This window comes from Rhodospirillales bacterium (genome assembly GCA_016699855.1).
GTDB lineage: Bacteria > Pseudomonadota > Alphaproteobacteria > Reyranellales > Reyranellaceae.
This window is the reverse complement of record CP064988.1, coordinates 2,506,236-2,519,136: the sequence shown is the minus strand read 5'-3', so window position 1 is coordinate 2,519,136 and position 12,901 is coordinate 2,506,236. Positions and strand designations below refer to the sequence as shown.

General features: G+C 71.7%; 9 protein-coding genes. 5 read left to right on the top strand and 4 right to left on the bottom strand.

Features of this window, described 5'->3' with window-relative positions; genetic code table 11:
• The first annotated feature begins 111 nt into the window (after positions 1-111).
• The 5 genes from IPK81_11845 to IPK81_11825 all read left to right on the top strand — a co-directional run bounded on the left by IPK81_11845 (position 112) and on the right by IPK81_11825 (position 6,593).
• Positions 112-2,193: a TonB-dependent receptor gene (locus IPK81_11845; GenBank protein QQS14779.1), complete on the top strand. Its 2,082-nt coding sequence runs from the start codon at positions 112-114 to the stop codon at positions 2,191-2,193.
• Positions 2,194-2,195: 2 nt separating this feature from the next.
• Positions 2,196-4,334 (top strand): TonB-dependent siderophore receptor, encoded by a 2,139-nt coding sequence (locus tag IPK81_11840; GenBank protein ID QQS14778.1) that lies wholly within the window; start codon positions 2,196-2,198, stop codon positions 4,332-4,334.
• Positions 4,334-5,212, top strand: a complete 879-nt coding sequence (locus tag IPK81_11835) for a DJ-1/PfpI family protein (protein ID QQS14777.1) — start codon at positions 4,334-4,336, stop codon at positions 5,210-5,212. Before IPK81_11840 ends, IPK81_11835 begins: the two co-directional genes overlap by 1 nt.
• A gap of 34 nt (positions 5,213-5,246) precedes the next feature.
• Entirely contained in the window at positions 5,247-5,813 is a 567-nt protein-coding gene (locus IPK81_11830) for a hypothetical protein (protein QQS14776.1), read from the top strand.
• 93 nt (positions 5,814-5,906) lie between these two features.
• Entirely contained in the window at positions 5,907-6,593 is a 687-nt protein-coding gene (locus IPK81_11825; protein ID QQS14775.1) for a glutathione S-transferase N-terminal domain-containing protein, read from the top strand.
• Between the two features lie 422 nt (positions 6,594-7,015).
• Here IPK81_11825 and IPK81_11820 read toward each other — a convergent pair whose 3' ends face one another.
• From IPK81_11820 to IPK81_11805, 4 genes are read right to left on the bottom strand one after another with little or no spacing between them, the layout of a single operon-like run.
• Complete coding sequence (locus IPK81_11820) at positions 7,016-7,393, bottom strand: hypothetical protein (protein ID QQS14774.1); 378 nt, start codon at positions 7,391-7,393, stop codon at positions 7,016-7,018.
• Positions 7,394-7,405: 12 nt separating this feature from the next.
• Positions 7,406-10,636, bottom strand: a complete 3,231-nt coding sequence (locus IPK81_11815; protein QQS14773.1) for a CusA/CzcA family heavy metal efflux RND transporter — start codon at positions 10,634-10,636, stop codon at positions 7,406-7,408.
• A complete protein-coding gene (locus tag IPK81_11810; GenBank protein ID QQS14772.1) occupies positions 10,626-11,603 on the bottom strand; it encodes an efflux RND transporter periplasmic adaptor subunit in 978 nt (325 codons plus the stop codon). The genes IPK81_11815 and IPK81_11810 overlap by 11 nt, the downstream gene beginning before the upstream one ends.
• Positions 11,600-12,868 (bottom strand): TolC family protein, encoded by a 1,269-nt coding sequence (locus tag IPK81_11805; GenBank protein QQS14771.1) that lies wholly within the window; start codon positions 12,866-12,868, stop codon positions 11,600-11,602. Before IPK81_11805 ends, IPK81_11810 begins: the two co-directional genes overlap by 4 nt.
• Between the last annotated feature and the right edge of the window lie 33 nt (positions 12,869-12,901).

Genomic DNA, 12,901 nt, shown 5'->3' with positions numbered 1-12,901 from the left:
CGACCCTCGTCCGGCGCGGTCGCCGGCGAGCGCCCCCCAACAACCCAGAGGTCCTCCGCGCGCGGTCTGAATCCGTCCTGATTCCAGACCGTTCCACGCACGAGGCCCTTCATGTCCGCCGTATTTCAACGGCGCGCGTTCCGCGCGGCCGTTCCGTTCGTCGCCGCCATGGCGATCCTCCCCGCCGGCGCGCAGCAGAGCGCGCCCGTGCCGGTCCCGCCGGTCGAGGTCTCGGCGCCCGCCGTCGATCCCAACCGGAGTCTGACCGTCCCCACCACGACCGAGGCGACGACGGAGATCCGCAAGACGCCCGGCGCGGTCGAGGTCGTCCCCGACAGCGTCCTGCGCACCCGCAAGGCGACCACGCCGAAGGACATCCTCGACTACGTGCCCGGCGTCTTCGTGCAGCCGAAATGGGGCGAGGACAGCCGGCTGTCGATCCGCGGCTCGGGCCTGTCGCGCAACTTCCACCTGCGCGGCGTCCAGCTCTACATGGACGGCATCCCGATCAACACAGCCGACGGCTACGGCGACTTCCAGGAGATCGCCCCCGGCGCCTACCGCTACGTCGAGGTGTTCAAGGGCGCCAACGCGCTGCGCTTCGGCGCCAACGCGCTGGGCGGCGCCATCAACTTCGTGACCCCCAGCGGACGCGACGCGCCGACCCAGGGCGGGATCACGTTCGGAAGCTTCGGCACCTACCAGCTCCAGGCGTCGAGCGGCGCCGTCTCGGGCCCCGTCGACCTGTTCGTCGCGGGCACGTGGCAGGAGAGCGACGGCTACCGCAAGCACAGCGAGGGCAAGTCGGCGCGCGGCAACGCCAACCTCGGCTTCCGGATCACCGACGATATCGAGACCCGTTTCTACCTCAACGCCAACTACATCCGGCAGCGCATCCCCGGCGAGGTCGACAAGGGCTCGGCGTTGCACCAGCCGCGGGCGCCGAATCCGGCGAACACGCTGCTCGACTGGCAGCGCAACGTCGACTCGATCCGCGTCGCGAACAAGACGACGATGCGGTTCGACGGCACCACGGTCGAGTTCGGCGCCTTCTACGTCAACCGCCATCTCCAGCACCCGATCCCGGTGTGGCTGGACTGGCGCTACGACGACTACGGCGCCTTCGCGCGCGTCGTCGACGAGCGGCGGATCGGCGGCATGGAGAACCGCTTCGTCGCCGGGGCCAACGTCCACAACGGCCGCGTCGACGTGAAGACCTACCTGAACTTCCCCGGCGCGGTGAAGGGCCCGTTGCTCAACCGCGGCCGCCAGGACGCCGAGAACTACACCTTCTACGCCGAGAACTCGCTGTACGTCCTGCCCGACATCGCGCTCGTGCTCGGCGCGCAGCAGCTCTACGCGATCCGCAAGGAGGTCGGCTACGAGGGCCTCGCGCCGGCGCCCCGAGCGCGCGGCAGCTACGCGCCGTTCTCGCCCAAGGGCGGCCTGCTGTGGAACGTCGACAAGGAGTGGCAGGCGTTCCTCAACGTGTCGCGCAGCGCCGAGGTGCCCAGCTTCGGCGAGGGCGCCACCGTCGGGTTCGGCACCGTCAAGGCGCAGCGCGCCACCACCGTCGAGATCGGCACCCGCGGCAGCCGCGCCGACTACACCTGGGACGTCGCGCTCTACCGCTCGTGGATCTCGAACGAGCTGCAGTGCCTGGCCTTCGTGATGGGCATGTGCGACGTCCGCAACGCGCCGCGCACCATCCACCAGGGCGCGGAGATCGGCGGCGGCGCGTCGGTGCTCAAGTCGTTGTTCGTCCAGGGTCCGAATCCCGACCGCCTGTGGCTGAACCTCGCCTACACGTTCAGCGATTTCCACTTCCGGAACGATCCGACCTACGGCGGCAACCAGATCCCCGGCGTGCCGCGCCACTACCTGCGGGCCGAGCTGCTGTACAAGCACCCCTCCGGCTTCTTCGTCGGCCCCAACATCGAGTGGGCGCCACAGGCCTACTACGTCGACAACGCCAACACGTTCAAATCGGCGTCCTACGTCCTGTTCGGCCTCCGCGCCGGCTACGACGACGGCGGCCGGTTCACGGCCTTCGTCGAGGCCCGGAACCTCGCCAACCGGCACTACATCTCCAGCGCCAGTATCGTCGACGTCTACGATCCGGTCGCGACGCCGAACCTGTTCAATCCCGGCGACGGCCGCGCCGTCTACGCCGGCCTCAAGGTGAGGTGGTAGCCATGGCCGCCCCTCTCAGCTCCCGCGCCGCGTCGATCCTCGCCATCGGACTCGTCCAGGCGGCCGCCCTCGGCGCCGCCGCCCAGCAGCCCGGCGGCCCGGCCGTCACGACCCCTCCCGTCGAGGTCACCGCCCCGACCGGCGTCGACGAGACGACGGCGGGGCCCGTCCGCGGCTACCGCGCGCTGACCACGCGCTCGGCCACCAAGACCGAGACGCCGGTCGAGCGCGTGCCGCAGGCCGTGATCGTCATCCCGCGGAAGGTGATCGACGACCAGGGCGCGGTGACGCAGAGCGAGGCGATGCGCAACGTGTCGGGCGTGTTTCCGCTCGACCCGCTCTTCGCCGGCCAGCTCACGCCCACCGTCCGCGGCCAGCGCGCCGAGCGCTTCGTCGACGGGCTGCCCAACTACTACGACATCGGCGCCCGCGACCTGACGGTGAACGTGGAGCGGCTCGAGGTCCTCAAGGGCCCGTCGAGCATCCTCTACCAGGGCGGCGCGAGCCCGGTGGGCGGCATCGTCAACGTCGTCTCGAAGCTGCCGACGGACAAGCGGTTCGCCGAGTTCGGCTTCCGCGTCGGCGGCTACGGGCTGTGGAGCCCGTACGTCGACATCAACCAGCCCCTCAACGCCGAGGGCACGGTGCTGTTGCGCTTCACGGGCCAGTACGAGTCCACCGGGTCGGTGGTCGACGTCGTGCGCCGCCGGAGCGTCGCGATCAATCCGACGCTGACGTTCACCAACAAGGAGGGGACCTCGCTCACGATCCAGGGGCAGTTCTCGCGCCGGGACCAGAAGGACTACGCCGGCCTCCCGGCCGTCGGCACGCTGGACCGCTCGGCCTTCTCGATCCGCCGCGACCTGTTCCCCGGCGACAAGGGCCTGCCCGACTCGATCTCCGAGAACGTCGGCGTCACGGCGCGGTTCGACCACGCCTTCAACGACGTCTGGTCGACGTTCACCACGGCGCGCGTCTCGACGTCGCGGTTCCGCGAGCCGTCGCAGCTGATCCTCGGCAACCGGCCGGACATCCCGCCGTCGACGTTCGGGCTGTTCAACGGCTACCTCGGGGAGGACAACACCGAGTTCTCGATCAACACCAACGTGGTAGCGAAGTTCGACGCCGGACCGACGCGCAACCGCTTCCTGCTCGGCGTCGACCACAACCACGTCTCCGACAAGGGAATCCTCAACGCCGAGCTGGTCGGCTTCGTCGATTTCACCGCGCCCGTGTTCCCGCCCTACAACAGCCCGCCGTCGGGGCCGTTCACCACCTTCTCGAACATCGACAACGTCTACCGGCAATCGGGGGTGACGGCCCAGATCCAGTCGTCGATCTGGGAGCGCCTCCACCTCCTCGCCGCGCTGCGGGTCGGCCGCGTGGACATCAAGTCCAGCGAGCTGACGACCGGCGCGTCGTTCCACACCCGCGAGGTGAAGCCTCTGCCCAAGATCGGGGCGGCGTTCGAGATCCTGCCCGGGTTCACGGCGTTCGCCAGCTACACCGAGGGGCTGAAGGCGGTCCCGTTCTTCAACGGACCGACGGCGCCGAAGCCCGAATCGTCGACCCAGTACGAGGCGGGGGTGAAGCTGCATTTCGGTTTCGGACTGTCCGGGACGCTGGCGGTGTTCGACCTGAAGCGCACCAACGTGCCGACCACTGTCGGCTTCGTGCAGGTGCAGACCGGCGAGCAGCGCTCGCGCGGCTTCGAGGCGGACCTGGTCTGGCAGCCGGACCCGAACTGGGCGGTCCTGGCGAGCTACGCCCACGTGAACTCGCGGGTGACGCGCGACGGGAACCCGGCCCTCGAAGGGGCCCGCGTGGTCGGCGTGCCGCGCGACTCCGGGCGCCTCTGGGTCAACTACACCTTCACCGAGGGCCGCTTCGCCGGCCTGGCGCTGGGCGGCGGGCTCTACGCGGCGTCGAGCCAGCCGGTCGAGCTCGGCGGGCCGTGGCGCACGCCGGGCTACGCGGTGTTCGACGCCAAGGTGTCGTACCAGTACGAGAACTGGAACGTCTCGCTCGTCGGCAAGAACCTCTTCGACAAGCGCTACTACGTTCCATACCCGTACCTGTCGGGCCGCGTCGCGCCGGCGGACGGACTCACCGTGTTCGCCACCTTGGCGGCGCGCTACTGATGGAGGGGAGCGTGGAGGACACGACGAGGCGGGAGGCCGCGGCCGGGCTGGCCGCGGTCGCCGCGGTGATCGCGGGCGGCGGCGTGGGGCCGGCGCTGGGACAGCCGTCGGCGCCGCCGGCCCCGGCACCGGCCGCCGCGCCGCCGCCGGCGCACGACATGCACGCGACGCCGCCGCATTGGCGAGGAACCGAGCGGATCGCGTTCCTGATCTATCCGGGCTTCACCGCCCTCGACATGGTCGGTCCGCACTACATGCTGACCAACCTGATGGGCGCGACGGTGCAGATCGTCGCGCGCGACGCGGCGCCGGTGCGCAGCGACACCGGCCTGGTCCTCACGCCCGACGCCACCTTCGAGACCTGCGCCCGCGACCTCGACATCCTGTGCGCGCCCGGCGGCACGACCGGCACGCTGGCGGCGATGCGCGACGAGGCGACGCTGCGCTTCCTCGCCGACCGCGGCGGCCGCGCCAAGTTCGTGACGTCGGTGTGCACCGGCTCGCTCCTGCTCGGCGCCGCCGGACTGCTCGACGGCTACCGCGCCACGTCGCACTGGCTCACCAAATCGTTGCTGCCGATCTTCGGCGCCATCCCCGCCGACGGCCGGGTCGTGCGCGACCGCAACCGCATCACAGGCGGCGGCGTCACGGCCGGGCTCGACTTCGGCCTGTCGCTGGTCGGCGATCTGCGCGACCGCGCCTACGCCGAGGGCGTCCAGCTGCTGGCCGAATACGCGCCGGAGCCGCCGTTCGACGCCGGCACGCCGGCCCGCGCGCCGGCGCCGGTGAGGACGATGATGGAGCAGATGTTCGCGGAATTCCTCGTCACCGCCGAGGCCGCCGGCCGCGAGGCGTTCGCGCGCCCGCGTCCGCGATAGCCCGCGTGGCGGCGCCAGCCATGGAGGATTGAAGATGTCTGATCAACGGACGATGGCGATCCGCCGGTCGCTGCTCGCCTTCGGCCTGACGACCGGTCTCGCCACGGTGGTCGGCGCCGGCCTCGGCGACCTCACCGGCGCGGCCATCGGCGCGGCCGCCGGCATGTTGGTGCCGCTCGCGCCGCGCTTCGCCAAGGGCGCGCGCGACCGCCTGTCCAACGTCGCCGCGACCTGCGCGTTCGTGGTCCAGATCGTCGGCGGCGTGGTCGCCCTCGCGCTGCTCCATGCGCTGGCGTCGGGAGCCGCGGCGGTGTCGGTCGTCGCGGCCCCGACGCTCCGCCGTTGCCGCGCGGCGGCGCGCCCGGTCGCGGACGCCCTGGCGCGCGCGGCCGGCGCGGGCCGCGCGTTCATCGCCGGGCTCCTGCGGATGCCGGCGCTGCCGCAGACCCTGGCCAACGCCTTCGGCGCCGTCGTGATCGCCGGGAACGTCGCGCAGTTCGACGGGGCCGCGCTGGCCCTGCCGCTCGCGCTGCTGACGATGATCGTCGTCGCCTTCGTCGGCGAGTTCGAGGCCGCCGCGGCCCGCGGCCCCGGGCGCTGACCAGGGCGACGGCGCGGGCCCGCGCCCGATTGCCCCGCCCCCGCGCACCCTCTACGATCCGCCGCTTCCGGTGAATCCGCAGCGAGGACCGCGATGATCACGTTCTACTACAATCTGGCGCCGAACCCGACCAAGGTGGCGCTGTGCCTCGAGGAGATGGAGCTGCCCTACGCGCTGATGCCCGTGGACACGCGCAAGGGCGAGCAGCACGCGCCGGCGTTCCTCGCCATCAACCCCAACGCCAAGGTGCCGGCCATCGTCGACGGCGACGCCACGGTGTTCGACAGCAACGCCATCCTGCTCTACCTCGCCGAGAAGACCGGCAAGTTCCTGCCGGGCAAGTCGCCGGCCGAGCGCGGCGCGCTGCTGAGCTGGATGATGTTCGTGGCCTCCGGCATCGGCCCCTACTCGGGCCAGGCCGTGCATTTCCGCAACTTCGCGCCCGAGCCCAAGGACTACGCCGTCAACCGCTACACCTTCGAGGCGAAGCGCCACTGGGGCATCATCGAGGCGCGGCTGGGCAAGGGCCGCTACATGCTGGGCGACACCTACACCGTGGTCGACATGGCGCTGTGGGGCTGGTCGCGGCTGGTGCCGTTCGTGCTCGGACCCGAGGCGATGAAGGGCATGCCGAACATCCAGCGCCACCTCGACGAGATCAACGCCCGTCCGGCGGCGCAGCGCGCGCTGGCGCTGAAGGAGAAGCACAGCTTCAAGGCCGAGATGGACGACGCCGCCCGGCTGGCGATGTTCCCCCACCTCGCGACGAAGGTCGCCTGAGGCGGGCGGCGAGGTCGCGCGGACGGGGTCGTCGGTCGATCCGCCCCCGCCACGCGATCCCCGAGGCACGACCTTCCCAACCGTCATTCCGAGCGCAGCGAGGAATCCTTCCCTCTTCCGGCGCTGCCTGAAGATTCCTCGCTGCGCTCGGAATGACAGGGAGGGCTATCGCTTTCAGCGTCGCGAGCGGGGTCGAGCCAGCGACGCGCGGCGTCGTGGCGCCCCCTCACGCGGCCCGTCCCCCGATGGGGGGAGAGGAACATGAGCGCGGAGGCGCGCCTTCTTCCGTCGCTCTCAAGCCTCTTCCTCCTCGCCCCCATCGGGGGAGAGGAACGGCGGAACGAAGTTCCGCCGGCGGTGAGGGCGCGCAGTCCGTACCTCCGCGCCCGGCGGTTCGCGACCTTCGAGCCTTCGCGGCAGGCCTAGAACTTCACCTGGCCGGACTTGCCGGCCGCCGTCTTCAGCACCAGCGTGATCGCGGCGCCGTTGAGGATCGGCGCCTTGGCCTCGCCCTTGAGCGCGTTGCCGCCGGCGGGCGTCAGCGTGACCGTCTCGCGGTTGGCGCCTGCCACGATCAGCGCCGAGGCGGTGTAGCCCTTGGCGTCGAGCGGCTTGTTGGCTTCGTCGAAGATGTTCACGGTGATCGAGCCGCCGGCCGTCAGCAGCTCGGCGTGCACGCCGGCGACGTCCTGCATGCGCCCGCCGTTGGGGCCCTTCGTGGCATGCGAGTGCGAATGCTGCGCGTAGGCCGCGGCGGCGCCGAGGGCGGCGAACGCCAGGAACGCCAGTGCGTATCTCATCTCAGATCTCCATCAGACGGTTTCGGGGACGGGCGAGGTCGTGGCGCGCGCCGGCTGGACCTCGCGCCGGAACAACGCGTAGAGCGCCGGCAGCACGAGCAGGGTGAGGATGGTCGAGGACACGATGCCGCCGATCACGACGGTGGCCAGCGGCCGCTGGACCTCGGCGCCGGCGCCCGTCGCCACCGCCATGGGCACGAAGCCGAGCGAGGCGACCAGCGCCGTCATCAGCACCGGCCGCAGCCGCGTCAGCGCGCCCTCGCGGATGGCGTCGAGCAGCGGGGATCCGCCGGCCCGCAGCTTCTGGATGAAGGCGATGATGACGAGGCCGTTAAGCACCGCCACGCCCGACAGCGCGATGAAGCCCACTCCGGCGCTGATCGACAGCGGGATGCCGCGCATCAGCAGGGCGGCGACGCCGCCGGTCAGCGCCAGCGGCACGCCGCTGAACACCAGCGCGGCGTCGGCCAGCGACCCCAGGCTCATGAACAGCAGGATGAAGATCAGGCACAGCGCCACCGGCACGACGATGGTCAGGCGCTTGGCCGCCGACACGAGCTGCTCGAACTGCCCGCCCCAGCCGATCCAGTAGCCGGCCGGCAGCTTGACCTCGGCGGCGATCCGGCGCTGCGCCTCGGCCACGAACGAGCCGAGATCGCGGTCGCGCACGTTGGCGCTGACGACGATGCGGCGCTTGCCGTCCTCGCGGCTTATCTGGTTTGGGCCGGGCGCGATCTCGATGCGCGCCACCGACGACAGCGGCACGTAGCGCGGCTGGCCGGCCGCCGTCGCGGGAGCGCCGCGACGGGCTACGGTGGACGGCTCGGCCGCCGGCAGCGGGATCGGCAGCGCGCCGATGGCGTCGAAATCGATCCGCAGCCGCTCCGGCAGGCGCACGACGAGGTCGAATTTGCGGTCGCCCTCGAACACCGCGCCGGCGCTCTTGCCGCCGACCGCGATCTCGACGATCTCCTGCACGTCGGCGACGTTGACGCCGTAACGCGACAGCGCCGCGCGGTCGATCCGCACGGTCAGCACCGGCAGGCCGGAGACCTGCTCGGTCTTGACGTCGGCGGCGCCGGGGACCGTCCGCAGCACCGCCTCGACGCGCGCCGCGGCGGCCGCCAGCGCCTCCAGGTCGTCGCCGAAGATCTTGACCCCGACGTCGGCGCGCACGCCGGAGATCAGCTCGTTGAAGCGCATCTGGATCGGCTGGGTGAACTCGTAGTTGTTGCCGGGCACCTCGGCCAGCCGCTTCTCGATCGCCGCCACCAGGTCGGCCTTCGAGCGCTTCGGATCGGGCCATTGCGCGCGCGGCTTGAGGATCACGAAATTGTCGGCGACGTTCGGCGGCATCGGGTCGGTGGCGACCTCGGCCGTGCCGATCTTCGACATCACCAGCTTCACCTCGGGGAACTCGCGCAGCGCCTTCTCCAGGGCGCGCTGCATGTCGACCGCCTGGTCGACGCCGGTGCCGGGCACGCGCATGGCGTGCAGCGCGATGTCGCCCTCGTCGAGCGAGGGGATGAACTCGCCGCCCATGCGCGACGCCGCCAGGCCGGTGAACGCGACCAGCACCGCCGCGCTGGCCGCCACCGCCAGCCGGTGCCGGATCGCGAAGTCGAGCGCCGGGCCGTAGATCCGCCGGGCGCCGCGCATGAAGAGGTTCTCGTGCTCGGCCACGCGGCCGGTGACCAGCAGCGCGACGGCGGCCGGCACGAAGGTCATCGAGAGGACCGCCGCGCCGCCCAGCGCCATCAGCACCGTGAGCGCCATCGGCGTGAACATCTTCCCCTCGACGCCGGTGAGGGTGAGCACCGGCAGGTAGACGACGGCGATGATGAAGGTGCCGAACAGCGACGGGCCGATCACCTCGCGCGATCCCGCGAGGATCGTGGCGAAGCGCTCCGAGCGGTCCAGCGTCCGGCCGAGGCGCGCCTGCTCGACGGCCAGCAGGCGCAGGCAGTTCTCGACGATGATGACGGCGCCGTCGATGATGATGCCGAAATCGATCGCGCCGAGGCTCATCAGGTTGGCGCTGACCTTGTGCTCCACCATGCCGGTGACGGTGAACAGCATGGCCAGCGGGATGACCAGCGCCGTGGCGACGGCGGCGCGCAGGTTGCCGAGCAGCAGGAACAGGATCGCGACCACGAGCAGGGCGCCCTCGGCGAGGTTGCGCTCCACCGTCGCGATTGTCGCCTCGACCAGCGTGGTGCGGTCGTAGAGCGCGCGCGCCACGACGCCGTCGGGCAGCGAGCGTCCGATCTCCGCCAGACGGGCGGCGACGCGCTGCGCGGCGGTGCGGCTGTTCTCGCCGATCAGCAGCATGGCGGTGCCGACCACCGCCTCCTCGCCGTCGAGACTGGCCGCGCCGGAGCGCAGCTCGCGGCCCTCGCGCACCTCGGCGACGTCGCGAACGCGCACCGGCACGCCGCCATGCGAGCCGATCACGATGTCGAGGATCTCCTCGGGGTTGGCGACCTGGCCGGGCGTGCGCACCAGGTACTGCTCGCCGTTGCGCTCGATGTAGCCGGCGCCGACGTTGCCGTTGTTGGCCGCCAGCGCCGCCATGATGTCGCGGAACGTCAGGCGGAACGCCATCAGCCGCGCCGGGTCGGGCAGGACGTGGAACTGCTTCGGGTAGCCGCCGATCGTGTTGACCTCGACGATCCCCGGCACGGTGCGCAGCTGCGGCTTGATGATCCAGTCCTGGATGGTGCGCAGATCGGTCGGCGTGTAGGCGCCGCCGCCGGGCTTCACCGCGCCGGGCTTCGCCTCGACCGCGTACATGTAGATCTCGCCTAGACCGGTCGACACCGGCCCCATCGCCGTCGTGATGCCCGACGGGATCTGGTCCTTCACCTGCTGGATGCGCTCGTTGACGAGCTGGCGGGCGAAGTAGATGTCGGTGCCGTCCTTGAAGACCACCGTCACCTGGCTCAGCCCGTAGCGCGACAGCGAGCGCGTGTAGTGCAGGTTGGGCAGCCCGCCCATCGCCGTCTCGATCGGGAACGTCACGCGTTGCTCGGTCTCCAGCGGCGAGTATCCCGGCGCGCTCGAGTTGATCTGAACCTGCACGTTGGTGATGTCGGGCACGGCGTCGATCGGCAGGCGCGTGAAATTCCACGCGCCGAGGATCGCGACGCCGATCGCGGCGACCGCCACCAGCCAGCGGTGGCGGATCGAGGCGGCGAGAATGCGGTCGATCCAGCCGCCGCCGGACGCCGGCTCAGTGCTCATGGGTGGCGCTCCCCTTGCCCAGCTCCGCCTTGACCACGAAGCTGTTCTTCGCGGCGTAGACGTCGTCCGGCAGCAGCCCGAACAGCACCTCGACCATGCGGTCGTCGCGGGCGCCCAGCTCGACCTCGCGGGCCGCGAACTTGTCGCCGTCGCGCACGAAAACGACGGTCTTGCCGTCGAGCGTCTGCAGGGCGCTCAGCTTGACCGCGAGCGCCACCGGCTTGGCGCCGAGCAGCAGCCGGGCGGTGACGAACAGGCCGGGACGCAGGCGTCCGCCGTCCGGCACGACGGCGCGCGCCACCGCGCTCTGGGTGTCGCTGGCGCCGATCGGCGAGACGTAGGAGATCGTGGTCTCGACGGGCGGCCCGCCGTCGTCGGCGTCGATCACGACCGCGTCGCCGAGCCGGACCCGGCTGAAATCGCGGCGGTAGACCGAGAGGTCGATCCACACCGTCGACAGCTCGGCGACGACGAAGGCCGGTTTCTGCTCCGACACGTACTCGCCCAGCGCCGCGTTGCGCTCGATGATCGTGCCGGCGATCGGCGCCCTCAGCTCGTACACGGTGAGGCTCTGGTTGCTCTCGACCGTCGCCAGCACGTCGCCGGCAGCGACCATGTCTCCCAGCCGCTTTCGCACGCTCCGCACGATGCCGGGGAAGCGCGGCGTGACCTGCGCCATCGCCTCCTGGTTGGGCTGGATGACGCCGTTGAGACGCAGGCTCTCGCGCAACGTCGCGGGTCCCGCTTTCTCGAGTTCGATCGCCGCCGCGGCGACCTTGGCGTCGGACAGCGTGACCACGCCCTCCTCGTCGTGCTTGTGGCCCTCGCCATGCGCGTGACCGCCGTGCGCGGCGGGCGGTGCGCTCGAGCCCGACGCGCGGAGCATCAGTACGCCGGCGCCGCCAGTCAACGCCAGCAGCAGCAGGGCCACGCCGCCGCTGGCGGCGAGGCGTTTCAGGCCGGTCATGGCGCGCTCCTTCCGGAAGGCGTGGAAAGTCCGCCGGTCAACCCCTCGATCGTGGCGACGGCGGTGTGGTAGGCGGCCAGCGCCTCGACCTCGCGCAGCTCGGCCTCGGCGAGCGTCCGGTACGACTCCAGTAGATCGAGCAGCGGCAGGCGGCCCTGGGCGTAGCTCGCCTCGACGGCGGCCAGCGCCTTGCGCGCGTTCGGCAGCACGGCGCGGCGCAGCGTGTCCAGCTCCTGGAGCGCGCCGGCCATCGCGTCGACGGCCCGGCCGGCCGTCGCGGTCAGCGCGAGGCGGGCTTGGTCGCGCTCGCCCGCGGCCTTGGCGGCGGTCTCGCGCGCCTCGGCGACGCCGCCGGCGTTGCGGTCCCAGACCGGGATCGGCACCGAGACGCCGAGCCGCGCCGCGACCGATCCTGAATCGCGGTAGTGGCGCAGGCCGACGCCGAGCTGGAGATCCGGCGTCGGCTTCAGGCGGGCGGCGAGGATCTCGGCGTCGCGCTGCGCGCGGATCGCCGTCCAGCGCGTGAGCTGCGGATTGCCGTCGATGGCGGCGAGCACGGCGGCGAAGCCCGGCGGGCGCGCGAGCCGGTCGAGATCGCCGGCCACCACCGTGAAATCGGGCTGCGCCAGCCCCATGAAGGACGCGAGGTCGCGCCGCGCGCCGGCCGCCGCCGTGCGCGCGCGGTCGCGGTCAATGCGCGCCAGGTCGATCGCGACCTGGGCGCGCGCGGCGTCGGCCTCCGACGACGCGCCGGCCTCGACGCGCTGGCGCAGCAGCGGGGTCAGCCGGTCGAGCGCCGCGAGCTGCCGGTCGAGCACCAGCGCGCGGCGCTGCGCGCCGGCGACCGCGACGAACGCCGTCGTGGTCTCGGCCAGCAGCTCGAGCCGCGCGGCGGCGAGCTGGTGGCGGGCGGCGTCGTGCTCCGCCGCGGCCACCGCGACGCGGGCGTCGCGCTTGCCGCCGAGCTCGAAGACCTGGCTGAGCTGCAGCGTCGCCTCGGCCGCGCGCAGCCATCGGTAGCCGCCCGATCCGAACGCGTTGTCGATCTCGAGCGAGAGCTGTGGATTGGGCCGGACGCCGGCCTGCAGGCGCCGCGCCTCGGCGATGGCGATGTCGCGGTCGGCGATGAACAGCCGGGGATGCGCGTGCGAGGCCTTCTGCAGCGCCTCGGCCAGCGAGAGCGGCCTCGGCGCCTGCGCGGCGGCGGCGCAGCACAGCGAACTCGCGACCGCGGCGAGCGCCGCCGCGCGGAAACTGACAGCCATGATGGGGACCCGGGACGCGATTCGATGGTCGGG